Consider the following 23,873-nt stretch of genomic DNA (forward strand, 5'->3'; position numbering starts at 1 on the left):
GGCGAAGTGCGCTCAGCGCTCGGGTTCACCGGACTCGAGCTCCGGGTCGGTCTTGGGGCGGCGGCCGATCGAGCGGGCCTTGCGTCCCGCCCACTCCACCCCGCGCACGGTCGTGCCGGCCGCTCCCGCGACCGCGTTGCCCGCGTAGCGGGCACCTCGCAGCATCCGCAGCTCCAGCTTCTCGGCGCCGGGCACGGGTTCCAACTCGAGGGGAAGGTCCATCGGGGCGGCACCGAAGGCCTTGTGGGACGTCGTCAGCACGCGACGGCCGAGGATGTTGTTCCCCGCGCCTCCGATCGCAGCGCCGATGCCGAACGGGAGTGCCTTGCCGATGACTGAAGCGCCGCCCTTCGCCGCGAACTGCTTCACGAACATGCTCTTGAGCTGATCGACGAGGGGGCCGACCGCGGCGCGGGGGAGCGACTTCGCGACGAGCTCGCCCCAGTACGACGATCTGCTTCCTCCGCGCCCGGCCACCTGACCGGCGAGCTGTCCGACGAGGTCGACGCCCTCTTTGCCGAGCATCAGCGTCATCACCAGCGCTCTGGCGCGATCCGGGTTCGCGACCGCGATCCCGTGCACCTCGGCGACCGACTGCGCGAACAGAGCGGTGGACTCCACGAAGCCGACCGTTTCCACGCCGGAGAGCGCGAGCGTGATGCCAGTGCCGATCCCGGGGACGACCGCCGTCGCGCCGACCGCCGCTCCGCCCGTCGTCACGGCTGCGAGGTATCGACGCTCCAGGATGCGGATGATCTCCGCAGGCGATGCCTGCGGATTGCGCAGGCGGATGCTCCGGATGTGCGCCAGGACGAGCGGGCGCTGGATCGACAGCACCCGGTCGAGGCCGCGCACCATCATCGGGTGCTCCGCCGATCCGGCAGGGGGCACGCCCTTGTCCCACGGAGCGTCGTCCGGGAGCGAATGGATCTTGTGCACCTTGGGAGCCATGGTGCGATCCTATGGAGCCCGCCCGCGAAAACGCCGAAAGCCCGGCCCCTCCGAGAGGCCGGGCTTTCGAGTCGAGCGATCAGACGAAGAGGTTCGCACGCTCCAGGTCTTCCGCGAAATCGACCTCGACCGCGTACAGGTCGGACACGTCCATCGGCTCGAGCAGCAGGCCGTCCTCGGCGATCGCGAGCTCGAGGCCGCGCTCGAAGTAGTCCTGGTCCTCGACGCGCTGCAGCTGACGCATGAACGCCTTCTTGTGCGCGGAGGAGATGTAGTTGATTCCCACGGCCTCGCCGAGTCCGCCCTTGACGGTCTTGGACAGCTCATTGATGAAGCCCTCGGCCGTGACCGTGTACTTCACCTCTTCGTCGCTGACCTTGGAGGTGTTCACCGTGACGAACGACTGGTCGCGCTCGATGTACTCGAGTGCGCGGCCGAGGATCATCGGGTCGAAGACGACATCGCCGTTCATCCAGAGAACTCCGCCGCGACCGGTCGCGCCCAGGGCGCGCAGGAGGCTCTTCGAGGTGTTGGTCTCGTCATAACGCTCGTTGTGGACGTAGTTGACCTGCGGGAACGCGTCGATGATGGTCTCGGCGCGGTAGCCGACGACGGTGGTGATGCGGGCGTCCGAACCGAATGCGGCGCGGATGTTGTCGTGCTGCTGGCCCATGATCGTGCGGCCGTCGCTCAGTTCGGTGAGCGGCTTCGGCAGCGCGCGGCCGAGGCGCGAGCCCATTCCGGCGGCGAGGATGACGGTCTGAAGAGTCACGAGTGCTCCTAAAGGAAGTTGTGTTCACGGTCGATTAACCGACCAGACACTTCGTCGTGCCGCGTTCATGGTATCGATTCCGCCTGGGAAGCTCAGGGCCGGGAGGCCCCTGTTGTCATTTCGTGACCGACTACACACCGGATGCACAGGGTTCCGTCTCCCGTGCGATCGCGGCGGAAATGCGCGATCCGAGGGCAGTTTATTGCGCGGCGGCCTTGGCGTACAGGCACCCGTTGATACCGTAGGACGGTGACTGCCTCCCCTGACGACCGCACCGCCCAGGTGGACCAAACCGAGACCGCGCAAGAGAAGACGTCGGCGAAGCGCGCGCCGGCGAAGAAGCAGAGTCCGGACGCGGCATCCGCCGCCGAGAAGTCGGCGCGACCGCCCGCGGTGAAGAAGCCCGCCGCGAAGACGCCCGCCGCGAAGAAACCCGCGGTGAAGACGCCTGCGAGCGCGAGCACCTCCGCGGGTTCGAAGGCCGGCAGTGCCGCGGTGTCGAAGTCGTCGGCTGGGAAGTCGTCGGCAGCGACGTCCGGGACGCAGGCTGCTGCCGAGAAAGCGGCTCCCAGTGCGGATGTCGTGGTCGAGCCGCTCGTCAAGGCCGTCAACGGCTCGACGGCGAACCTCTCGTCGACCGCGAGCTCCGCCCGGAGCACCGCCGCGGCGCGCAATGCCGACGCGAAGGCCACGGCTGCGAAGACCACCGCGGCCAAGACGACGGCTGCGAGGACGACGGCGGCGAGGACGACGGCGGCGAAGACGACGGCTGCGAAGACGACGGCGGCGAAGACAGCGGCTGCGAAGACGACGGCTGCGAAGACAGCGGCTGCCAAGACGACGGCTGCGAAGACGACGGCAGCCAAGACGACGGCGGCGAAGGCCGCTGCATCCAAAGCGGCCGCGGCGAAGACCACGGTGCGCTCGGCTGCCGCGAAGACCACGGCCGCGAAGGCCACGGCCGCCAAGATGGCGGCCGCGAAGAAGGCGGCGGCGAAGAAGGCCGCAGAGGAGGCGAAGGCGGCCACGGAGACGGCGGTGACCGCACCCGAAGCTCCGTCCGTCGCGGCCGCTCCTCTTGCGGCCTCTCCCGTGCTCGAGACCGAACCGGTCGTCGAGACCGTTCCTCCGGCCGCATCCGCTGCGGCGCCGACCGGGTCTGTCGCGGAGCCTGCGCCCGCCGCCGAGCCTGCGCCCGTGCCCGCCTCGGAGTCGCCTCTCGCCGCGGAGCCTGTCGAGGAATCTGTCAGTGCGGAACTTCTCGAGACCGAAACGGCCGCCGGCGATCCGTCCGAGGCGGAGTCGATCGAGGTCATCCAGGCGATCGGGGACTCCGACGACGCAGCTTCCGACGCCGTGAAGCCCGATGAGGTCTTCTCCGCCGGCGAGGCGATCAGCATCCGCGGGCTCGTGAAGCAGTTCGGCGACAACCGTGCAGTCGACGGCATCGACCTGACCGTGCCCGCGGGGTCGTTCTACGGAATCGTCGGGCCCAACGGTGCCGGCAAGACCACGACGCTCTCGATCGTCGCCGGGCTTCTCCGCGCCGACGCGGGCAGCGTCGTCATCTGCGGTGTCGACCAGGCCAAGAAGCCGCTCGCGGCGAAGAGGCTGATGGGTGTGCTCCCCGATCGGTTGCGCACGTTCGACCGCCTCACCGGTCGGCAACTGCTCTACTACTACGGGTTGCTGCGCGGCCTCGCCGCGGATGTGATCGAGAAGCGCGCGGCCGACCTCGCTCGTGCCTTCGATCTGGGCGATGCCCTCGGCCGCGTGGTCTCGGACTACTCGGCCGGCATGACGAAGAAGATCATGCTCGCAGGGGCCATGATCCATTCGCCGCGCGTGCTGGTCCTCGATGAGCCGTTCGAGTCGGTGGACCCCGTCTCGTCGGCGGTCATCCTGGACATCCTCCGCGCCTATGTGTCGCACGGCGGCACGGTGATCCTCTCCAGCCACGGCATGGATCTCGTCGAACGCGTGTGTTCGCGCGTCGCGATCATCGTCGGCGGAGAAGTGCTCGCCGAGGGGACGATCGACGAGGTGCGCGCGGGTCAGACGCTCGAAGCGCGCTTCGTGGAACTCGCCGGCACCAGCGGAGAGGTGGAGGGGCTCGAGTGGCTGCACACGTTCTCCGACTGAGACTCGCGCTTCTTCTCGGTTCCCTGCGCGGCGACCGTCGGGTTCGATCGATCGTCTCGTTCGTCGCGGTGGTCGCGGTCACCGCCGCGGTGTGCGTCGCCGTGTTCAGCCTTGCCGCAGCCTCTGTACCGGTGGCCCGCGCGGTCACGGTGCTCGGTGGCGCGGCCCTTCTCATCGGATTCCTCGTCGGCCCGATCCTCGTCGGGGCCGTCGATCAGCTCGACCCGAGACGCTTCGCGGTCTTCGGCGTCGATGATCGCCAGATGCCCTGGGTGCTCGCACTGGCCGCCTTCGTCAGCGTGCCGAGCATGGCACTTCTCGCCGTCTACATCAGTGTCTGCATCGTCGCGATCGGAGCAGGCACGCCCTGGCCTCTGGCTGTGCTGGTGACGATCGCCGGTGTCCTGACAACGATGCTGGTCTCGCGGATCGGTATGGCCCTCAATGCACTGCTCCTTCCCGAGCGCCGCTCCCGCGAGCTCACGGCGCTGTTCGCACTCGCGCTGATCGTGGTCGCCTTCCCTGTCGCGGTCTTCTTCGGATCGCTTCGTTGGGACGGTCTCGTGCCCCCGTCTCTGGCGACCCTGTCGAGCGTGTTCGGCTACAGCCCGTTCGCTGCTGCCCCCGCCTTCCTCTTCGATTCCGCGGCCGGTGCGACCGCTTCCGCGTGGATCAGCGGTGTCATCGTGGTGCTCACCGTCGCTCTCCTCTGGATGGTGTGGACGTGGCTCGTCCGGCGTCTGCTGACCACGACCGAGCGTCCGGTCGCCTTGCGCGAGCGCACCGGACTCGGGTGGTTCGGGCTGCTGCCGTCGAACGCCTTCGGTGCGATCGCGGCGCGAAGCCTCGTGTACTGGCTTCGTGACCGTCGCTACATCATGAACATCATCGTCGTCCCCGTGGCCGGCGTGCTCTCGATGCTCCCGCTCGTCGTGGCCGGAGTCCCGTTGGAGATCGCCGCGCTCGTGCCCGTGCCGGTGATGGCGCTGTTCTTCGGGTGGCTGCCGCACAACGACGTCGCCTACGACTCGACGGCATTGTGGACCCACGTCGCGAGTGGCGTCCGGGGGCTTCCTGATCGTCTCGGGCGTCTCGTTCCTGTGCTGCTCGTCGCCATCCCCGTTCTCGCCATCGCGGTTCCGCTCTCACTCGCGCTGATCGGGGACTGGAGTCTGCTGCTGCCGTTGGGCGGCTTGGCGGCCAGTCTGCTGTTCTGCGCGCTCGGCGTCTCGAGCATCGTCTCGGTCGTGGCTCCGTATGCGGTCTCGCGGCCTGGTGACAGTCCGTTCCAGCAGCCGCAGCGACCGACCTCTCGCGGGGCGTACGGTCCTGCAGCGGCGTTGCTCGGCGCCATCGTGCTGAGCGTGCCGACCATCTGGTTGTTCGCAGCGACGATTCTCGACGGTTCGGCGTACGCTCCGGCGACCTTCTGGGTCGGGCTTCTCGTCGGTCTCGTGACCGCGGCAGCCGGAGCCGTCGTCGGCGGTCGCATCTTCGAGCGCAGTGGAGAGCGCCTGATGGAGTTCGTCGAGACCGCGTGAGGACCGCCCGCTGGGCGTTCGACGCCGCTAGACTCACGGGATGAGTACTCCGCTGGACAGCCCCGATCAGGGCGGCGTGGCAACGCTTGATCGCGAACTGGAAGAGCTCCTCCGCGAGGAGAATCTCGAACCGGGTGACCATGAGCGCTTCTCGCATTACGTGAAGAAGGACAAGATCCTCGAGTCCGCGATCACCGGCAAGCCGGTGCGCGCGCTGTGCGGCAAGAAGTGGACCCCGGGCCGTGACCCGGAGAAGTTCCCGATCTGCCCCACATGCAAGGAGATCTACGAGTCGATGATCGGCTGACCTCAGTCGGCTTCGAGATACACGGTGGGAATCGCCGGGTCGGACTTGCTGAGCGCGAGCGCACGTACCGGGAGCTCTTCGCGAACACGCAGATGATGAGCGCGTGCCGCTGCCGTGCCGTCGACTCCCTCGTACGAGGAGTCGATCTCGCCTGCCTCGACGAACGTCACCTGCAGCGGGCGGCCCTCGGGGTGCTCGGCCGCAGTGTCGAGATCTTCGAAGCCGTCCGACACGACGATCGTCTCTGCGGTGGCGACGCCGTCGACCAGTGTGCGGAACGCCGCTTTGCGTCCGCCATGCGATGCCTTGTCGGCGGACGCCTTCGCGACGCCGATCCAGGACCCCTCGGCATTTTGGCGCGCCACCAGCTTGTAGACCATGCTGGCGGTCGGATACCCGGACCCGGTGACGACTGACGTTCCGACCCCGTAGGCGTCGACGGGCGAGGCGGCGAGGGCGGCGATCGCATACTCGTCGAGGTCGCTGGTCACGGTGATGCGTGTCGACGTCGCACCGAGTTCGTCGAGCTGCGCGCGGACATCGCCCGCGACGATCGGGAGGTCACCGGAATCGATCCGGACGCCGCCGAGCTCCGTGCCGGCGACGCGGATCGCCGTCTCGACACCCGTGCGGATGTCGTACGTGTCGACGAGCAGCGTCGTTCCGGTGCCCATGCTCGCGACCTGGGAGCGGAAGGCTTCCTCCTCCGTGTCGTGCAGGAGCGTCCAGGAGTGCGCGGCGGTGCCCATCGTGGGGATGCCCCAGCGTCGTCCGGCCTCGAGATTGCTCGTCGCCCCGAAACCGGCGATGTATGCGGCCCGGGCTGCGGCGACGGCCGAGCGCTCGGCGGCTCGGCGGGAGCCCATCTCGGCCAGCGGACGTTCGCCGGCGGCGATGCTCATGCGCGATGCGGCGGTGGCGACGGCGGAGTCGTGGTTGAGCACGCTCAGCGCGAGAGTCTCGAGCACCACGGCATCGGCGAACGTGCCCTCGACCGTGAGGATCGGAGAGCCCGGGAAGTACAGCTCGCCTTCGCGGTAGCCGCGGATGGATCCGGTGAACCGATAGTTCTCGAGGTGAGCGATGGACGCGGCATCCACGACGTTCTCGTCTCTGAGGAACCGCAGTTCGTCGTCGCCGAAGCGGAAGTCGCGCAAGAGGCCCAAGAGGCGGCCGGTGCCCGCGACGACACCGAAACGGCGGCCGCCGGACAACCGTCGGGAGAACAACTCGAAGACGCTGGGGCGGAACGCCGTCCCATCACGCAGGGAAGCGGCGAGCATCGTCAGCTCATAGCGGTCGGTGAGCAGCGCCGTCGACGTGGTCATGCGCTCAGTTTAGTGAGAGCACCGATGCGCGCGGCGGGTTCCGCGCGGGTAGGCTGGGGAGTCATGAACGACGCGCCGATCGGGATCTTCGACTCCGGTGTCGGCGGGCTCACGGTGGCGCGAGCCATCCGCGCCCAGCTGCCCCGGGAGTCGTTCGTCTACATCGGCGACACCGCGCACTCGCCGTATGGTCCGAAGCCCATCGCGGACGTGCGCCGCTACTCCCTCGAAGTGCTCGACACCTTGGTCGAGCAGGGCGTCAAGATGCTGGTGATCGCGTGCAACACCGCTTCCGCCGCCATGCTCCGCGACGCTCGCGAGCGCTACGACGTTCCGGTGGTCGAGGTGATCGGCCCCGCGGTGCGCCGCGCGGTCTCCACCACGCGCAACGGACGAGTCGGTGTGATCGGCACTGTCGGCACCATCGGCTCGCGCGCCTACCAGGACATGCTCGAGGTCAACGAGAGGCTGCAGGTGTTCACCGCCGCCTGCCCGCGCTTCGTCGAATTCGTCGAGGCCGGGATCACGGGTACCCCGGAGGTGCTCGCGGTCGCCGAGGAGTATCTCGCGCCCCTTCGAGACGCCGAGGTCGACACACTCGTGCTCGGCTGCACGCACTATCCGTTCCTTCGGGGCGCGATCAGCTACGTCATGGGAGAGGGCGTCACCCTCGTCTCCAGCGACGATGAGACGGCAGGCGACGTCTACCGCCAGCTCGTCCGGGGTGATCTGCTCGCGTCGCCGGATGCCACCGCCAGCTACGTGTACGAGGCCACCGGCGCCTCGACCGATGACTTCACCGCGCTGGCCAACCGCCTGATGGGCCGCGAGGTCCGGGACGTGCAACTGGTCCAGACCGGCGTGATCACCCTCCCCGAGATCGCTTTCGAGTAACCCGGATCGAGTCGCTCCGATTCGCTCCGCCATCCCGACCTGAAAGAAGCACATGTCTGAAATCGTCCGCGTCGACGGCCGCTCCACCGATCAGCTTCGTGAGATCACGATCGAGCGCGGTTGGAGCGCGCACGCCGAGGGATCGGCATTGATCAGCTTCGGCGGCACCAAGGTGCTGTGCACCGCCTCCTTCACCAACGGCGTCCCGCGCTGGCTGACCGGCAAGGGCAAGGGCTGGGTCACGGCCGAGTACTCCATGCTCCCGCGCGCCACGAACAGCCGGAACGACCGAGAGAGCGTCAAGGGCCGCATCGGCGGTCGCACCCACGAGATCTCGCGACTGATCGGGCGCGCGCTGCGGGCCGTCGTCGACACGAAGGCGCTCGGCGAGAACACGATCGTCATCGACTGCGACGTGCTGCAGGCCGATGGCGGCACGCGCACGGCGGCCATCACCGGCGCGTACGTGGCGCTCGCCGACGCGATCGAATGGGGCCGGGAGAAGAAGTTCATCGGCAAGAACTCCACGCCGCTGCTCGACTCGGTCGCCGCGGTGTCGGTCGGGATCATCGACGGCGAGCCCATGCTCGACCTGGCATATGTCGAGGACGTGCGCGCCGAGACCGACATGAATGTCGTGGTCACCGGCCGCGGGCTCTTCGTCGAGGTGCAGGGAACAGCCGAGGGCGCACCGTTCGACAAGCGGGAACTGGATGCGCTGCTCGAGCTCGGTCTGGCCGGATGCGCCGATCTGAAGGGCACGCAGATCGCCGCGTTGAAGGGGGAATGACGATGCGAGTCGTTCTCGCGACGCACAATCCGCACAAGGTCGCGGAGTTCCAGCAGATCGTGGAGCAGACACGCCCCGACCTCGAGATCGTCGGCTACGACGGTCCGGAGCCGGTGGAAGACGGCGTGACGTTCGCCGAGAATGCGCTCATCAAGGCGCGAGCGGCCGCCGCTCACACAGGACTCGCTGCGCTCGCCGACGACTCCGGCATCTGCGTCGACGTGCTCGGCGGGTCACCGGGGGTGTTCTCCGCCTACTGGGCGGGGCAGAAGAAGGACGCGACGGCGAATCTCGAGCTGCTGCTCGACCAGCTGCACGACATCGCCGACCCCCACCGCTCCGCGCACTTCACCTCGACGATCGCCCTCGTGCTGCCGGACGGCCGGGAGCAGGTCGTGGAGGGACGCTGGCCGGGTCGCCTGGCGCATACGGCGTCGGGCGCCGGCGGCTTCGGGTACGACCCGATCTTCATCCCTGACGGCCAGCCGGCAGGGGAGGAGCGGTCGGTGGGTGAGTTCTCCTCCGATGAGAAGCAGGCGCAGTCGCACCGAGCGCGCGCCTTCGCGGAACTGGTTCCGCTGCTTGCCGCGCTCTGAGCGCGGCGGCCGCGAGAAACTGCTGCTGAAGCTGAGAATCGTTACCCTTCCCGACTAGCCGGAACCCGCCTTCCGGCCCTCGATCCCGGTCTAGCCTGGGGGCATGCACGATCACGCACCCGCCCCCGGTGGCATCCGTTCCGCGAGCAGCAGACGCCTGCTCGCGATCTCGCTGTCCCTCACTGCGACGGTGATGCTCGTGCAGGTCGTCGGCGCACTGCTCTCGGGCTCTCTGGCGCTGCTCGCCGATGCCGCGCATATGTTCACAGATGCCTCCGGTCTCGTGATCGCCCTCATCGCCGCCACCGTCGCCGCACGTCCGGCCGACGACCGGCGCACTTTCGGGTACCAGCGCGCCGAGGTGTTCGGCGCGCTGATCAACGCGGTGATCCTGATCGCCCTCGCGACCTGGGTCGCGATCGAGGGGATCGGGCGACTCATCAATCCGGGGGAGGTCGAGGTCGCCGGCGGGCTGATGCTGGTCGTCGCCGTGGTCGGGCTCCTCGCGAACGCGGTGTCGATGTGGCTGTTGAGTCGTGCGCAGCGCACCAGCATCAACGTGCGCGGTGCGTACCTCGAGGTGATGGGAGATCTGATCGGTTCGGTGGCGGTCATCGTGGCAGCCGCGGTCATCCTCATCACCGGATGGATGCCGGCCGACGCCATCGCCTCGCTGTTCATCGCGGCGATGATCATCCCCCGGGCCATCGCGCTGCTGCGGGAGGTGTTCTCGGTTCTCGCCGAGTCCGCGCCGAAGGGCACGGCGGTGAGCGAGATCCGTACCCACCTGCTCGGGTACGACGGTGTCGTCGGGGTGCACGACGTCCATGTCTGGCAGCTGACCCGCGGGGCCCCGGTGTTCACGGCCCACGTCAGCATCGAACCGGAGCTGTTCGCCGACGGACGCTCGTCGCAGCTGTTGACCGAGATGCAGGCATGCCTCGCCGACCACTTCGACGTGGCGCACTCGACCTTCCAGATCGAGCCTGCGGAACAGGCGGACTGCGAACCGCGACACGCCTGAGCGATCCGGTCCTGACCTCAGCTTTCGACGGCGATCTCGTGCGGGCTCTTGTCCGGGCGGAGCCCCCGCCAACGGGCATGGCGGAGCACACCGTCGGGCGTCCAGTTCGCGAACTCGACCTCGCCCACGACTTCCGGACGCACCCACAGGGCGTCGGAGGCATCGGGCGCGGGGACGCCGTCGAGTGGGGCAGCGTCCACGCGCAGCGGATCGAGTCGTGCGAGCAGGTCGCGCAGTATTCGGTCGGTGAATCCGGTCCCCACACGTCCGACGTAGCGGAGACCGCCCGTTCCTCGGTCCGGATCGGGCACGGCGAGCAGCAGAGATCCGAGCGTGCTCTCCCTGTCGCCCTTCCCTGGCCGGATACCGACGATCACCGCCTCCTGCATCCGCGTGTGCTTCAGTTTCAGCCACGAGGGGGAGCGCTGCCCTGGCCGGTATCGCGACTGAGGATCCTTGATGACGACGCCCTCGAGTCCGAACTCCCTGCTCGCGGCGAGTGCCGCGTCCACGTCGTCGAACACGGGAGGGATCTGCACGGGGGCGTCGAGATCGTCGATCAGCTCCTCGAGCAGGGTCCTGCGTTCGCGCAGAGTCATACCGGTGAGGTCGTGTCCGTCGAGACGCAGCAGGTCGAACAGCATGTAGACGACGGGGGTGCGGACCACTTCGCGTTCGATCTCCCGTGGCCGGGTGAGGTGCATCCGGTTCTGGAGGAGGGAGAAGCTCGGCCGGCCGTGGGAGTCGAACGCGACGATCTCGCCGTCGACGACGGCGTCCGCCACGGGGAGGAAGGGCGCGCCGTCAGCAGTGAGTTCGGGATACCGGGCCGTGATGTCCGTGCCGCGGCGCGCGTGCAGCAGCATGCGCCCGTCTGCCCAGGTGCCCATCGCACGGATGCCGTCCCACTTCACCTCGACCCACGAGGGGTCGCTCAGTGCGCGTGCCACTCCGGGGGTGCCGTTCTCCGCGAGCATCGGCGCCATCGACGCCGTGGCCGGAGGGGCGACAGCGGCGCCAGGGGCGGGAGAGCTTCGGGGATATCGATGGGAGTGATGGGTCTTCGCGGGTTGCGGGAGCGGAGTCGTCGCCGGCGGGCGGAGCATCGCGAGCGGGTCGATTCCCGCGGCGGCTCGCGCGAGCACCTCGTCGAGGTCGAGCTGCGCGAGTTCCGGGGCGTCGAGTTCCTCCCACGTGCGAGGGGCCGCCACCCAGGGCTGTGCACGTCCGCGGAGGGAGTAGGGCGAGATGGTGGTCTTCTTGCCGTTGTTCTGGCTCCAGTCGAGGAACACCTTTCCCCCTCGGACCGCCTTCGCCATGACGCTGGTCGCGAGGTCCGGGTGATCGCTCTCGATCATCCGTGCGAGCTCCTTGACGACGGCGGAGACCTCGTCGCTCGTCTGCTCGCCGGGCAATGACGCGTAGAGGTGGATGCCCTTGCTTCCGCTGGTCACCGGCAGAGGGTCGAGCCCCATGCCGGACAGGAGGACGCGCGCGATGCGGGCGACCTCGGCACACTGCGCCAGCCCCACGCCGGGGCCGGGATCGAGATCGAGGACGAGTCGATCGGGGTTGCCGGGAAGGCCCGCGGAGGAGAAGCGCCACTGCGGCACATGCAGCTCGATGGCGGCGACCTGCGCAAGCCACACGAGAGTCGGGATGTCCTGGACGAGGGGGTATTCCTTCGGACCGTCCGAGTGCTGGATCGCCTGTCGAGGAATCCACGAGGGTGCGCCCGGTTCGAGCTGTTTCGTGAAGAAGGCGTCGGCCGGGGCATCCGCGGTCCCGACGCCCTCGACCCAGCGTTTGCGCGTGACGGGGCGCCCGGCGAGGAGGGGGAGCAGGAGTGGAGCGATGGCCGTGTAGTAGGCGATGACCTCGCCCTTGGTGGTGCCGGTGGAGGGGTAGACGACTTTGTCGAGGTTCGTCACCCGCAGACGACGACCGTCGACCTGCACGATCTGCGCGTCTGCGACCATGGGGCCAGCGTAGTCAAGGCGCAGCATCGCCAGGGGTAGCGTCGCCAGGAGTAGCGCCGCCAGGGGTAGCGTCGCCAGGGGTAGCGCCGCCAGGGGCTGGCGCCGTCAAGGGGCTGGTCGTGACGGCTGTGACTGGTGTCTACTGGTGTGATGAGGACGATCTGGAAGGGCGCACTGACGTTCGGGCTCGTGAATGTGCCGGTCAAGGTGTACTCCGCGACCGAGGACCACGACGTGCCGCTGCATCAGGTGCACGAGAAGGACGGCGGGCGCATCCGCTATCAGCGCACCTGCGAAGTCTGCGGAGAGACCGTGGCGTACGCCGACATCGACCGCGCCTACGTCGACGAAGGCCAGACCGTCGTGCTGACGAAGGACGACCTCGCCGCCCTCCCCGCGGAGAAGAGCCGGGAGATCGACGTCGTCGAGTTCGTGCCCTCCGAGCAGGTCGACCTGCTCACCCTCGACAAGCCGTACTACCTCGAACCCGATTCGAAGTCGCCCAAGGCGTATGTGCTGCTGCGGAAGACGCTCGAACAGACGGACCGCACGGCGATCGTGCGCTTCACACTTCGGCAGAAGACACGGCTCGCCGCGCTCCGGGTGCGGGGGAAGGTCCTCGTGCTGCAGACCCTGCTCTGGGCCGATGAGGTGCGCGAAGCCGCGTTCCCTGCGCTGGACGAGGACGTGCGGATCTCGAAGAAGGAGCTGGAGCTCTCGGCCTCGCTCGTCGACAGCTACTCGGCGGACTTCGACCCCGAGGCATTCGTCGACGAGTACCAGAAGGAGCTCCGTACCCTCATCGACGCGAAGATCGAGGCGGGCGACACGTTCGACGTGGCCGAGACCTTCGGGGAAGCAGAGAAAGCGGCCGAGGGCGGCGAGGTCATCGACCTCATGGAGGCGCTGCGCGCGAGCGTGGCGCGCTCGAAGGAAGAGCGCGCGAAGAACGCGGGGTGATCATCGGGTGCCGAGGAACCGGCACCCGATGATCGATCAGTGCTTGCCGTCGCCGTCCAGGTCAGGGGCGCGGTCGAACACGTCGGCGTCGAGCACGAGTTCCTGCGCTTCCTCGGCATCGGTGACCACGTCTTCGCCGGCCGCCTCGGCCTTCTTCGCCTTGTGGCGCTCGGACAGGTAGTGCCACAGCGTGACGAGTGCGGTGCCGCCGACGGCCGCGAGCAGGATGAGGTCGATGTAGCTCTCCACGAACTCGGCGACCGGCGGGATGAACCCGATGAGGTAGCCGAACATCGTGAGCCCGAAGCCCCAGAGGACCGCACCGATCAGGTTGTAGAGCGTGTACTTGCGCCACGGCATGTGGCCGACGCCGGCGGCGACCGGGGCGAAGGTCCGCACGATCGGCACGAAGCGCGCGAGGATCACGGTGATGCCGCCGAAGCGCTCGAAGAACGCGTTCGTGCGTTCGACGTTCTTCTTGCTGAAGAGGCCCGATTCCTTGCGCTCGAAGACCGCCGGTCCGCCCTTGTGGCCGATGACGTATCCGACTTCACCGCCGACGAACGCCGCGAGGCCGATCAGGAGGGCGACCCACCAGACGCTGATGCCGAAGACGCCGTGCTCGGAGCCCGCGATCGGGTGCGAGAGGAGGCCGGCGATCACCAGGAGGGTGTCACCGGGAAGTAGGAATCCGACGAGCAGACCGGTCTCGGCGAAGATGATGAAGCACACCACGAGCAGTGCCCACGGCCCGGCGGTCCCGATGATCGTCGCAGGATCGAGCCAGGGGATGAGAGCGGTCGGTGCGTGCAGCATGGTTTCGAGCACTGGGGGAGTCCCGTCGGTCGTGAATGGTCGGCGGTAGAACAGAGCGATGTCGTGACGACCGGAGAAAGGTCGTCGTCGTCTCTCGTGCGGAAGGTGGGACTTGAACCCACACGCCCTGGGGCACAGGAACCTAAATCCTGCGTGTCTGCCAATTCCACCACTCCCGCGCGGTGGAATCAGTCTACTGATCACCGAATCCGCGTGTCTGGGGATCAGCCCGTAGTCCGCGCCGGCCGACGGTCGGGCGCGGGGAAGGCCTGTGGATAACTTCCGAGGCAGGCCTCGGATTGTTGCGAGGATGCCGGGGTGAGTCATCCGTCCGCCCTTGTCGCCGAGCGCGTGCGGTCGCGTCTGCGTGCAGAGGGCATCGATCCGTCCGTCGATCCGGACGCGGCGTGGCGGATCACCCACGCCGAGGTCCGGCGTCACGACGATCTCGCCCTCGCCCGCGGCGAGGCCCTGATCGACGATGAAGCGGCGTGTGTGAGAGAGGTCATGGCGTCGCTCAGCGGATTCGGTGCGCTGCAACCGCTGCTCGACGATCCGGAGATCGAGGAGATCTGGCTCAACGGAACGGGACACGTGCACGTCGCGCGAGAGGGAACGGCCGAGCGGACGACCCTTCGTCTCGACGAAGGGACCGTGCGCGACGTCGTCGAGCGCATGCTGCAGTCGACCGGTCGGCGGGTCGACATCAGCCAGCCGTTCGTGGATGCTTCGCTGCCGGACGGGTCCCGTCTGCATGTGGCGATCGCTGATGTGGTGAGGGGCTCATGGGCGGTCAACATCCGCAAGTTCCTGCCGAAGTACCGATCTCTCGGAGCGCTCGCCGCGCAGGGGATGATGCCCGCCGATGTCGCCGAGCTGCTGCGGACGGCGATGAACGACGGCAAGAGCGTGATCGTCTCCGGCGCCACGCACGCGGGGAAGACCACGATGCTCGGCGCGCTGCTGGCCTCGTGCGCCGACGTTCAACGCATCGTCACGGTGGAGGAGACATTCGAACTGGCCGTGGAGGGGCCCGATCTCGTCGCGTTGCAGGGGCGACAGGCGAGCCTCGAGGGGACCGGGGAGATCACGTTGCGCAGGCTGGTGAAGGAGGCGTTGAGGATGCGACCGGACCGTCTCGTGGTCGGCGAGGTCCGCGACGCGGAAGCTCTCGATCTGGTCCTCGCGCTCAACACCGGGGTGCCGGGCGCATGCACCGTGCATGCGAATTCTGCGGCTGAGGCCATCGAGAAGCTCACGATCCTTCCACTCTTGGCCGGGCGGAACATCGATCGCGAGTTCATCGCCCCTGCACTCGCCGCGTCTGTCGACCTGGTCGTGCACTGCGCCAGGGACCGCGCGGGGCAGCGACACGTGCAGGAGATCATCGCCCCGACCGGCGACCTCGCCGAAGGACGGCTCCAGACCAGGAACGTCTACCGGGCAGGAGCGCCAACGAGCGACGGCATCGGCACCGGCCGCAGCGAGCCACGCCTGATCGGGATCGTGTCGTGACAGTTTTCGTCGGCGCCCTCCTCGCGGCCGGGGTGCTTCTGTGCCTGTCGCCCTGGATGTGGCCGCGATCAGACGCGGCCGAGGTGGCCACCCGGCGAGGGCGACTCGTCCGCCTGATCGAGGAGGCCGGCTTCGACCGGCTCTCCCGGCGCACGCTCCTCGTCATCGTCACCGCGGCCGGACTGATAGCCGCATCGGTCGCCTGGCTCCTGACCGGGATCGCCGTACTCGCGCTGCTGGCGGGCGTCGCGGGAGCCGTCGCACCCATCGTGTTGTTGCGGGGGCGCCGAGCGCGGTTGCGACGGTTGCGGCGACAGCTCTGGCCGGACGTGTGCGATCTCCTGATCGCGGCGATTCGCGTGGGCCTGTCGCTCCCCGACGCAGTGGCGAGCCTGGCGGAGTCCGCGCCGAAGACGCTGAGACCGGCATTCGTCGTGTTCGCGAGGGATCTGCGTGCGAGCGGCAGATTCGAGACCAGCCTCGACCGACTCAAATCCACGCTGGCCGACCCCATCGGCGATCGCATCGCCGAGACATTGCGGATGGCGCGTCAGGTCGGTGGCACGGAACTGATCAGTGTGCTGCGCGCGCTGTCGAGTTCGGTGCGGGCGGATGCCGCCCTGCGGGGCGAAGTCGAGGCTCGCCAGTCATGGATCCGGGGCGCGGCCGTCCTCGGCGCGATCGCCCCCTGGGTGATCATGGGGCTGCTCGTTCTCCGGCCTGAGGGAGCAGCAGCGTACGGCACTCCCGAAGGGATGCTCGTGATCTGCCTGGGAGCAGCGGTGTCGGTGGTCGCGTTTCACATCATGGTCCGCATCGGCAGGCTTCCTGAGCCGCGGCGGTGGTTCGGGTGAACGGGGTCTCGGCGCTCGCGATCGCGGTTCTGATCGGGTGCGGCTTCGCTGCGGGGGTGCTGAGCATCCTCTCCGTGCTTCCGCGCTGGAGAGCGGCATCTCTCGTCGTGCGGATCGGGCCGTATGTGCGCGATGTCGTCGCTGACGACTACCTGCCCCGAGGTGTCCTCCCCGCGGTGGGATCACTTCCCACGAGCGGGCGGACGCTGTGGGAGCGTGCGCGGGGCGCTTTCGAGAGGCTGGTCGGCGGGGGAGAGGCTCTCCGCCAGCGCCTCGCGCAGGCGGGTGTGCGCACGAGCCCCGCATCGTTCCGTGGTCGGCAACTGGGCTGGGGCCTCGCCGGGATCGGCGTGGGCGCAGTCGTGCTGACCGTGCTCGCGCTGGCCGGACGGCTGACGGTGCCGACGAGTGTGATGCCGCTGCTCTGCGGGGCGGCTGCCGCCGCTGCGTACGACCTTCAGCTCTCTGTGAGGGCCAAGGCTCGCCGGGTGCGACTCACCGACGAGCTCCCGACGACTCTCGAGTTCCTGGCTCTGTGCCTCTCCGCAGGTGAGGGGTTCCTCGATTCTCTGCGTCGGGTGGCCGACGTGGGCTCCGGCGAACTCACTGCTGAACTGCGCCAGGTGGTGCTCGCGGTCGGCACGGGCTCGCCGCTGGCCGACGCACTGCACGAGATGGCGCGACGCCTCCAGCTTCCCGAACTGTCGCGCGTCGTCGACCAGGTGATCGCGGCGCTCGAGCATGGTGCGCCCCTCGCCGCGGTACTGCACGCTCAGGCGGGTGATGCGCGCGAAGACGCGAAACGTGTGCTGATCGAGCAGGCGGGACGCAAAGAGATCCTGATGCTTCTCCCGCTCGTCTTCCTGATCCTTCCGCTCTCGGTGCTCTTCGCCGTGTATCCAGGGCTGTTCATCCTCCGGCTCGGCATCGGCTGACCGCACGACGAAAGGACCACCATGACCGCACGAACGCAGGAGCAGCGGCGACGCCCCTGGCATGACGCCGCACCCCGGTTCCGCGCCTTCATCGACGACGAAACGGGTGATGTTCCCGGATGGGTGCTCGTTACATTGATGACCGCGGGATTGGTGGTGCTCATCTGGGCCGTCGCCGGTCCTGCTCTGACCTCGCTGTTCGAGCAGGCGATCCAGAGGGTCTCGGGGCTCTGACATGGGGGACCGGAGTGGTTGCGCGGATGATCGCGGCTCCAGCCCGGTGGAGTTCGTGCTGGTCGGAACGCTCCTCACCGCCCTCACACTCGCTGTGCTGCAGCTCGCCTTCGCGGTGTACGTGCGCAACGTGGTGCACGACGCTGCCGTCGAAGGCGCCTACCACGCGGCTCTCGCCGATACGACCCCGGAGGAGGGCATCGCACGCACCAGAGACGTGATCTCGCGAGCGGTGGGGGCGGACTACGCCGAGGACATCCGAATCGGCTTCTCCGGCGCCCCGCCGTACGAGACGGTCGACGTCCGGGTCCGCACGACGTTTCCGCTGCTCGGACTGATCGGCCTCCCCCTCGCGATGGAGGTGGAGGCTCGTGCACCTGCCGAGACTTTCGGAGAAGAATGACGAGGGATCGGCCGCGCTCGAGTTCATCGCGGTGGGGGTGATCCTTCTCGTGCCGCTCATCTATCTCGTGATCGCGCTCGGTGCGATCCAGGAACAGACGCTCGGAGCCGAGGCAGCAGCACGGCACGTCGCCCGTGTCGTCGCGCGCGCACCCGATGCGACGACGGCGGCGGAGAGGAGCGATGCGGTGCTGGCGGGGATCGTGGACGAGTACGGTCTGGATGAGGAAGCGGTGAATCTGACGATCGCCTGCACCCCACGCGCGGTCGAGTGCCCGTCAGCCGGGGCGACCATCGTCGTCACCGTCACGACGTCGGTGCGGCTTCCATTGGTGCCGGAGATGCTCGGACTCGATCGCTCGACCGCTGTCCCCGTGCAAGCCGAAGCGGTGCAGAAGGTGTCGCGACTGTGGGGCGCAGAATGAGAGACCTGTCCCGGACAGGGACGGGCGCCGTCGGCGACCACGAAGAGGGGAGTGTGCTGCTCCTCACCCTCGGCTACGTGCTTCTGGCTCTGGCTGTGATCTTCGTGTGCGTCTGCGCGACCGATCTCTACATCGCCCAGAAGCGGTTGGATGCGCTCGCCGATTCCGCCGCGCTCGCCGGAGCGGACGGCTTCACCCTGGCGGTGCGCGACGGCAGCGTGCGTGCCGAACTCACGGATGACGGCGTCGAGCAGCAAGCCGAGGCGATGGTGTCCGCCTTGCCGGGGGAGGCGTCGATCACCGCCGCAGGCACGCCTGACGGCGTCACCGCACGAGTCACCGTCACGGCGGAGTGGCGACCGCCCTTGGTGTCCGTGTTCGTGCCCGACGGCGTCCCGCTGGAGTCGACCGCCACGAGTCGCACCGCCCTGCGGTGACCGGCCCCTGCGGTGACCGGCCCCTGCGGTGACCGGCCCCTGCGGTGACCGGCCCCTGCGGCGACCGGACCCTGGGGATCAGCGTGGGGCGCGCAGCTGCGCGAGCAGTCCGTCGAGTCGAGGAACGAGCTGCGGCGGCACCTCGGCCGGCAGCGCGTCGACCGGCCACCAGCGCAGGTCTTCCGATTCCTCGCTCACCGTGAGCGCAGCGTCGCGGTCGACGACCACGGCGATCCCGACGTCGAGGTGCGAGGCGCAGGAGCCGAAGCGGGACGAAAGTCCGTGATGGTCGAGATCGTAGGCGAGAGGTGCGGCCGCCGGGTCCACCGCGATACCCGTCTCCTCGCGCAGTTCGCGCAATGCACCGCTCAGGACTGAATCGTCTCCGTCCTCGACGTGACCTCCCGGCTGCACCCAGAACTGCCCCTTGCGATGGAAGACGAGCAGCGTGTGCTCGAGCGACACATCGAATACGACACATGACGCGGTGAGGTGATCCGGGCCCGACTCACGATGCACCGGGCCTCCGTCGGCCCCGAAGAACGAGGCGAAGTCGGCCTGCGCGGCGCGGTCGCGCTCCGATCGGGGAGCGAAGGCCGAGATGAGGCGGTGGGCGTCCGCTTCCAGAGTCGAGATCATTCCTGTTCTCCTTCGGAGGAGTCGTCGTCGGCTTCCGGTCGCTCGCGAGGGACGAACTGCGGGATCCAGCGCAGGAAGCCGAGGGCGCCGACCAGACCGACCACACCCATCGCGGCCGCCGCGAACGGCAGGGCGGCGACAGCGGTGATGGCCGAGACCAGTAGCGGAGCGATCGCCCCGCCCGCGTCGGTGAGCGTGCGCCAGGAACCGAGGAAGGCCGCGGGTTCGCGCTTCGGCGCGACGTCGGCGCCCAGGGTCAGCAGGATCCCGCTCGACAGGCCGTTGCCGACACCGAGGACCGCGGCGAACATGCCGAACCACAGCACGGCCGCATCGACGTCATGCGTGAAGGACAGCGCGAGGAAGCCGGCTCCCATCAGCACCATCGCGGGCATCGCCGCCCACAGTCGACCGAAGCGATCCATCACCTGCCCGCTCGCGTAGAACAGGGCGAAGTCGATGGCCCCGGAGACACCGACGACGAGGGCGATGGTCGAGGCGTCCAATCCCAGCGACAGTCCCCAGAGCGGCAGCACGACCTGACGAGCCGAGCGCACGGCGGAGAGCGACGCGGCGGCGAGTCCGAGGCGTCCGAGCACCGCCCGCTGGCGCCACATCGTCTGGAAGATGCCCAGGCGTTCGACTGTCGGGATCGACCCGCTCACCGCCTCGCCGGAGTCTTCCAGATAGCGCTCGTGGGCGCTCGCCGGAACGGGAGGGATCATCTTCTCCGGGTCGGGCCCGAAGAGCACCAGCACCACCATGACCACGAGACAGGCGAGGAAGAACCAGATCGCCGCGCTCTCACTCCCGAACAGCTGCAGGAGTCCTGCGGCCACGAACGGTCCGATGAAGATACCGAGGCGGAAGCTGCCGCCGAGAAGGGAGAGGGAGCGCGCGCGGAAGGCGACCGGCACCCGGGTGGTCATGAAGGCGTGCCGGGCGAGACCGAAGGCCGCCGCGCAGATCCCGAGGAGGAACACGGATGCCGCCAGCACGCCCAGCGACGGCGCGAACAACATCCCGATCCCGGCGACGATCGCGATCACGCCGGCGATCACCATCGTGTATCTCTCGCCGATCTTGCCCACTGCCCATCCGGCGGGGAGATTCCCGCACAGCTGCCCGATGACGAGCGCGGAGGCCACGAGTGCCGCGAACGCCACGTCTGCGCCCATGGATGCGGCGAGCACCGGGATCAGCGGGATCACGGCTCCCTCGCCGAGTGCGAAGAGGATCGTCGGCAGGTACACCATGGGTCCGAACTGCCGAAGGACCGTCGATGCACTGCTCACAGCTTCACGCTACTCCGCTCGACCAGGGATCTCGGACGACGGGGTCCCCGCGCGGGCAGGCGGCACGTTAGGCTGAGGTGTCATGCTCGAACTAGATCTCTCCGCCGAAATCCAGGCGCTCAGGCACACCTTCGGCGACATCAGCGAGGTCGTCGATGTCTCCCGTCTCCGCGACGACATCGCGCGTCTCAGCGAGGAGGCCGGCGCCCCCGACCTCTGGGACGACACCGAGAACGCGCAGAAGGTGACCAGCGCACTCAGCCACCGTCAGTCCGAGCTCGCCCGCATCACCGGCATCGCTCAGCGTCTCGACGACCTCGAGGTGCTCGTCGGGCTCGCGAACGAGATGGGCGATGAGGACTCCGCACAGGAGGCCCGTGCCGAACTCGCCGCCCTCACCGAACTGATCAACCAGCTCGAGGTGCAGACGCTGCTCGACGGCGAATACGACGAGCGATCCGCGATCATCACGATCCGCTCCGGCGCGGGCGGCGACGACGCCACCGATTTCGCCGAGATGCTGATGCGCATGTACCTGCGCTGGGCGGAACGGCACAAGTACCCGGTCAAGGTCATGGACACGTCCTACGCAGAGGGCGCGGGCATCAAGTCGGCGACCTTCGAGATCGACGCGCCCTACGCCTTCGGCACCATCTCGGTCGAGGCCGGAACGCATCGCCTCGCGCGCATCAGCCCGTTCGGCTCGGCCGACAAGCGCCAGACGTCGTTCGCCGCCGTCGAGGTCATCCCGCTGATGGAGGAGGCCACCGAGGTCGACATCCCGGAGAGCGATATCCGCGTCGACGTCTTCCGCTCCTCCGGCCCCGGTGGGCAGTCGGTCAACACGACTGACTCGGCCGTGCGCCTCACCCACCTCCCGACCGGCATCGTCGTCTCCATGCAGAACGAGAAGTCGCAGATCCAGAACCGCGCCGCCGCCATGCGCGTGCTGCAGACCCGATTGCTGCTGCTGCAGAAGGAGCAGGAGGCGGCGAAGAAGAAGGAGCTCGCGGGCAACATCACCGCGAGCTGGGGCGACCAGATGCGCTCCTACTTCCTCTACGGCCAGCAGCTGGTGAAAGACCTCCGCACGGGTCAGGAGTCCGGCAACCCCGCGGCCGTCTTCGACGGCGATCTCGACGACTTCATCTCCGCGGGCATCCGTTGGCGTAAGCGCAAGATCGAGGACTGAGTCCGCGAAGAAGGCCCCGGAGCGATCCGGGGCCTTCTTGCTGCGCGCGCGCGTTCAGCGCCCGGAGTCGCGGAGGGTCCCGGTCACATCCTCGTAGCTGAAGAGGATGCACTGCACGGTGCGGTCGTTCTCCCGGATCCAGGTCGCCTTCGTCGGCTGGTAGTTGTAGAAGTCGAGTTCGGAAGCCTCGTAGGATCTGCCGACATACGCCTCGAACGCCTCATAACAGCCGTTCCACGCACTTTCGTTCAGCGCGTCGTCGCCGGGGAATTCGCCGTCCTCGACGTCGTAGATGAAGAAGACCTCGTCGGTATGCGGTTGCTCACAGGGAACCACGGGCAGCTCGAACACCAATTCGTCTTCGCCGTACTCGACCAATGGCAGGCAGTCGCCCACTTCGAGGTCGGCGAAGGGCACCATCTCGGCACCCTCGATCGACGAGGGGTCCTGGCTCTCGGTGGCGGTGCCGCCATCCGTCGGCCGTTCGCTGGGAGTGCCGAACGACGTGCCGTCGGTATCCGGCGACGAGGTCGTCGCGGCCACCAGGAAGGACACAGCGGCAGCGAGGATCGCACCGACCACGGCGATGACGAGACCGGTGATCCCCGGCCACTTCCTTCCGCGGAGGAACAGGGAGATGAGCGACATCACGAACCCGACCGCGAGAAGGGCCCATCCGGCGATCGCGATCGCGGGAATGCAGGCACTGACGACGCCGACGATGACGGCGACCAGGCCGAAGATGCCCACCACCGGCACTCCGGCCGCAGGCTGCGGAGAAGGAGCCACCGGCCACGTGGCCGCCGGATACCCGCCATAGGGCGCGGAGGTCGTGCTGGTCTGGGGTGCTGCGGCAGCCGATGGAGAGAACGTCTGGCCGGCGAGCGTGTATGGCGGGACGAAGGGCGCCTGCTCGGCGTCGGCGGAGGGAACGACAGGTGCGGCCGGTTCCGGAGTCGACCCGGCGGGGGTCGACGCGGCTGCGGTCGTCTCGGCTGCGGTCGTCTCCGTGGCGGGTGCGTGTTGCCCGGTGACGACGTGCTCCGTCCACTGCAGTCCGTCCCACCACCGTCGGTTTCCGGAGCCGTCGTCGTACCAACCGGCAGGTGTTGTCATCAGGCGTTCCGTGCGTCTTTCTCGGTCGGCGGATGCGCGGTGAGGTCGTTCTCGCCACGCAGGCCTCTCCACAGGGGCTGGGCCGTCAGTGACGACGGTAGCGGCGCTGCGGGGTCTGTGTCGAATGAGAAGACGATCACGTGAAGAAGGCCTCGGGAGCACGGTGCTCCCGAGGCCTTCTTGGCCCATTGGGGACGGGTCAGGGCACCAAGCACCCGGTGATCGCATCGGTGTCGGTGAGGGTGCCGTCGCTGTCGGCGATCGTGCGCAGCGTCGCATTGTCGAGGTCGGAGGCGACGAAGAGGTCGGCGAGGCAGGTGATCTGAGCCTCGGTGTACCCCTCTGCACCCGACGAGGAGAGAATGGCCGTCAGACCTTGCGCGACCTCAGGAGCGGTCGGACGAACTCCGACATCCGTTCCTTCGGAGCCGTCGGTATCGCTCGGCGCGGTGGCCTCGATCGACGGAGAAGAGGTGGGCAGCTTGTCGATCTCCTCGCTCACTCCCTGTGCGAAGGCGAAGAGGTAGACGAACGACATCACGATGCCGATGATCGTCCCGACGACCGCCAGGATGAGTCCGGCGATGCCCGGCCACTTCTTCCCCTTGAGGAACAGCGAGATGAGCGACACGATGAATCCCGCGCCGAGCAGGATGAAGCCGAAGAATCCGATCACCGGGATGAAGACCAGGATGGTGCCGAGCACCCCGAGCCCGAGCCCCACGAGTC

Annotated in this window: 25 protein-coding genes and 1 tRNA gene; 16 read left to right on the forward strand and 10 right to left on the reverse strand. The window is 68.2% G+C overall.

The genetic code is table 11. From position 1 onward, the window contains the following. Positions 1–12 precede the first annotated feature (12 nt). Positions 13–951, reverse strand: coding sequence for a hypothetical protein (locus GLO27_RS02490; protein WP_167253434.1), 939 nt, complete (start codon positions 949–951; stop codon positions 13–15). 79 nt (positions 952–1,030) lie between these two features. Continuing rightward, positions 1,031–1,723, reverse strand: a complete 693-nt coding sequence (locus tag GLO27_RS02495; RefSeq protein ID WP_017828502.1) for an NTP transferase domain-containing protein — start codon at positions 1,721–1,723, stop codon at positions 1,031–1,033. Between the two features lie 1,197 nt (positions 1,724–2,920). Between GLO27_RS02495 and GLO27_RS02505 the strand changes: the two genes are divergently transcribed. The 3 genes from GLO27_RS02505 to GLO27_RS02515 are packed head-to-tail and all read left to right on the forward strand — an operon-like array spanning position 2,921 to position 5,713. Continuing rightward, positions 2,921–3,865 (forward strand): ABC transporter ATP-binding protein, encoded by a 945-nt coding sequence (locus tag GLO27_RS02505; RefSeq protein ID WP_292775430.1) that lies wholly within the window; start codon positions 2,921–2,923, stop codon positions 3,863–3,865. Continuing rightward, positions 3,841–5,406: a hypothetical protein gene (locus tag GLO27_RS02510; RefSeq protein WP_021199675.1), complete on the forward strand. Its 1,566-nt coding sequence runs from the start codon at positions 3,841–3,843 to the stop codon at positions 5,404–5,406. Before GLO27_RS02505 ends, GLO27_RS02510 begins: the two co-directional genes overlap by 25 nt. Positions 5,407–5,446: 40 nt before the next feature. Then, a complete protein-coding gene (locus GLO27_RS02515) occupies positions 5,447–5,713 on the forward strand; it encodes a DUF3039 domain-containing protein (RefSeq protein WP_026049764.1) in 267 nt (88 codons plus the stop codon). 2 nt (positions 5,714–5,715) lie between these two features. Here GLO27_RS02515 and GLO27_RS02520 read toward each other — a convergent pair whose 3' ends face one another. Continuing rightward, complete coding sequence (locus tag GLO27_RS02520) at positions 5,716–7,041, reverse strand: nicotinate phosphoribosyltransferase (RefSeq protein ID WP_167253436.1); 1,326 nt, start codon at positions 7,039–7,041, stop codon at positions 5,716–5,718. Between the two features lie 63 nt (positions 7,042–7,104). On the opposite strand from GLO27_RS02520, the gene murI reads away from it, so the two are divergent. The 4 genes from murI (at position 7,105) to GLO27_RS02540 (ending at position 10,345) form a co-directional block, all read left to right on the forward strand. Beyond that, positions 7,105–7,935 carry a glutamate racemase gene (gene murI, locus GLO27_RS02525; protein ID WP_021199673.1) on the forward strand — a complete coding sequence of 277 codons (831 nt, stop codon included), beginning with the start codon at positions 7,105–7,107 and terminating at the stop codon, positions 7,933–7,935. 52 nt (positions 7,936–7,987) lie between these two features. Then, a complete protein-coding gene (gene rph, locus GLO27_RS02530; protein WP_167253438.1) occupies positions 7,988–8,725 on the forward strand; it encodes a ribonuclease PH in 738 nt (245 codons plus the stop codon). Continuing rightward, positions 8,722–9,321, forward strand: a complete 600-nt coding sequence (gene rdgB / locus GLO27_RS02535; RefSeq protein WP_167253440.1) for an RdgB/HAM1 family non-canonical purine NTP pyrophosphatase — start codon at positions 8,722–8,724, stop codon at positions 9,319–9,321. The genes rph and rdgB overlap by 4 nt, the downstream gene beginning before the upstream one ends. A gap of 103 nt (positions 9,322–9,424) precedes the next feature. Beyond that, the gene (locus GLO27_RS02540; RefSeq protein ID WP_029260589.1) at positions 9,425–10,345 is read left to right on the forward strand and encodes a cation diffusion facilitator family transporter; all 921 of its coding nucleotides are present in this window, start codon (positions 9,425–9,427) and stop codon (positions 10,343–10,345) included. 17 nt (positions 10,346–10,362) lie between these two features. Here GLO27_RS02540 and ligD read toward each other — a convergent pair whose 3' ends face one another. Beyond that, on the reverse strand, positions 10,363–12,324 hold the full coding sequence (ligD, locus tag GLO27_RS02545) for a non-homologous end-joining DNA ligase (protein WP_167253442.1): 1,962 nt from the start codon (positions 12,322–12,324) through the stop codon (positions 10,363–10,365). Positions 12,325–12,474: 150 nt separating this feature from the next. On the opposite strand from ligD, the gene GLO27_RS02550 reads away from it, so the two are divergent. Further along, entirely contained in the window at positions 12,475–13,284 is an 810-nt protein-coding gene (locus GLO27_RS02550) for a Ku protein (protein WP_021199668.1), read from the forward strand. Between the two features lie 36 nt (positions 13,285–13,320). Here GLO27_RS02550 and GLO27_RS02555 read toward each other — a convergent pair whose 3' ends face one another. Both GLO27_RS02555 and GLO27_RS02560 read right to left on the reverse strand, forming a co-directional pair. Beyond that, complete coding sequence (locus GLO27_RS02555; protein WP_021199667.1) at positions 13,321–14,100, reverse strand: VTT domain-containing protein; 780 nt, start codon at positions 14,098–14,100, stop codon at positions 13,321–13,323. Between the two features lie 97 nt (positions 14,101–14,197). Next, positions 14,198–14,279, reverse strand: a tRNA-Leu gene (locus GLO27_RS02560). A gap of 139 nt (positions 14,280–14,418) precedes the next feature. On the opposite strand from GLO27_RS02560, the gene GLO27_RS02565 reads away from it, so the two are divergent. The 7 genes from GLO27_RS02565 to GLO27_RS02595 are packed head-to-tail and all read left to right on the forward strand — an operon-like array spanning position 14,419 to position 18,902. Beyond that, positions 14,419–15,615 (forward strand): ATPase, T2SS/T4P/T4SS family, encoded by a 1,197-nt coding sequence (locus GLO27_RS02565; protein WP_347878384.1) that lies wholly within the window; start codon positions 14,419–14,421, stop codon positions 15,613–15,615. Then, positions 15,612–16,469 (forward strand): type II secretion system F family protein, encoded by an 858-nt coding sequence (locus tag GLO27_RS02570; RefSeq protein ID WP_021199665.1) that lies wholly within the window; start codon positions 15,612–15,614, stop codon positions 16,467–16,469. The genes GLO27_RS02565 and GLO27_RS02570 overlap by 4 nt, the downstream gene beginning before the upstream one ends. Next, a complete protein-coding gene (locus GLO27_RS02575; protein ID WP_167253444.1) occupies positions 16,466–17,404 on the forward strand; it encodes a type II secretion system F family protein in 939 nt (312 codons plus the stop codon). Before GLO27_RS02570 ends, GLO27_RS02575 begins: the two co-directional genes overlap by 4 nt. A gap of 21 nt (positions 17,405–17,425) precedes the next feature. Beyond that, positions 17,426–17,638, forward strand: coding sequence for a hypothetical protein (locus tag GLO27_RS02580; protein ID WP_136025199.1), 213 nt, complete (start codon positions 17,426–17,428; stop codon positions 17,636–17,638). A gap of 1 nt (position 17,639) precedes the next feature. Next, positions 17,640–18,041 (forward strand): TadE/TadG family type IV pilus assembly protein, encoded by a 402-nt coding sequence (locus tag GLO27_RS02585; RefSeq protein ID WP_167253446.1) that lies wholly within the window; start codon positions 17,640–17,642, stop codon positions 18,039–18,041. Then, the gene (locus GLO27_RS02590; protein ID WP_021199793.1) at positions 18,010–18,465 is read left to right on the forward strand and encodes a hypothetical protein; all 456 of its coding nucleotides are present in this window, start codon (positions 18,010–18,012) and stop codon (positions 18,463–18,465) included. Before GLO27_RS02585 ends, GLO27_RS02590 begins: the two co-directional genes overlap by 32 nt. Then, positions 18,462–18,902: a pilus assembly protein TadG-related protein gene (locus tag GLO27_RS02595; RefSeq protein WP_046398939.1), complete on the forward strand. Its 441-nt coding sequence runs from the start codon at positions 18,462–18,464 to the stop codon at positions 18,900–18,902. The genes GLO27_RS02590 and GLO27_RS02595 overlap by 4 nt, the downstream gene beginning before the upstream one ends. Positions 18,903–18,980: 78 nt before the next feature. Here the strand turns inward: GLO27_RS02595 and GLO27_RS02600 are convergent, their stop codons facing one another. Together GLO27_RS02600 and GLO27_RS02605 are read right to left on the reverse strand one after the other, a co-directional pair. Then, complete coding sequence (locus GLO27_RS02600; protein ID WP_051671220.1) at positions 18,981–19,541, reverse strand: NUDIX domain-containing protein; 561 nt, start codon at positions 19,539–19,541, stop codon at positions 18,981–18,983. Beyond that, positions 19,538–20,797 carry an MFS transporter gene (locus tag GLO27_RS02605; RefSeq protein ID WP_167253506.1) on the reverse strand — a complete coding sequence of 420 codons (1,260 nt, stop codon included), beginning with the start codon at positions 20,795–20,797 and terminating at the stop codon, positions 19,538–19,540. The genes GLO27_RS02600 and GLO27_RS02605 overlap by 4 nt, the downstream gene beginning before the upstream one ends. A gap of 121 nt (positions 20,798–20,918) precedes the next feature. Here GLO27_RS02605 and prfB point away from each other — a divergent pair, with 121 nt between their 5' ends. After that, positions 20,919–22,028: a peptide chain release factor 2 gene (prfB, locus tag GLO27_RS02610; RefSeq protein ID WP_021199789.1), complete on the forward strand. Its 1,110-nt coding sequence runs from the start codon at positions 20,919–20,921 to the stop codon at positions 22,026–22,028. Positions 22,029–22,082: 54 nt separating this feature from the next. Here the strand turns inward: prfB and GLO27_RS02615 are convergent, their stop codons facing one another. Together GLO27_RS02615 and GLO27_RS02620 are read right to left on the reverse strand one after the other, a co-directional pair. Beyond that, complete coding sequence (locus tag GLO27_RS02615; protein ID WP_167253448.1) at positions 22,083–23,144, reverse strand: DUF2510 domain-containing protein; 1,062 nt, start codon at positions 23,142–23,144, stop codon at positions 22,083–22,085. Positions 23,145–23,343: 199 nt separating this feature from the next. Beyond that, complete coding sequence (locus GLO27_RS02620) at positions 23,344–23,868, reverse strand: hypothetical protein (RefSeq protein ID WP_208323478.1); 525 nt, start codon at positions 23,866–23,868, stop codon at positions 23,344–23,346. Between the last annotated feature and the right edge of the window lie 5 nt (positions 23,869–23,873).

This window comes from Microbacterium sp. Be9 (assembly GCF_011754135.1).
GTDB classification, from domain to species: domain Bacteria; phylum Actinomycetota; class Actinomycetes; order Actinomycetales; family Microbacteriaceae; genus Microbacterium; species Microbacterium maritypicum_A.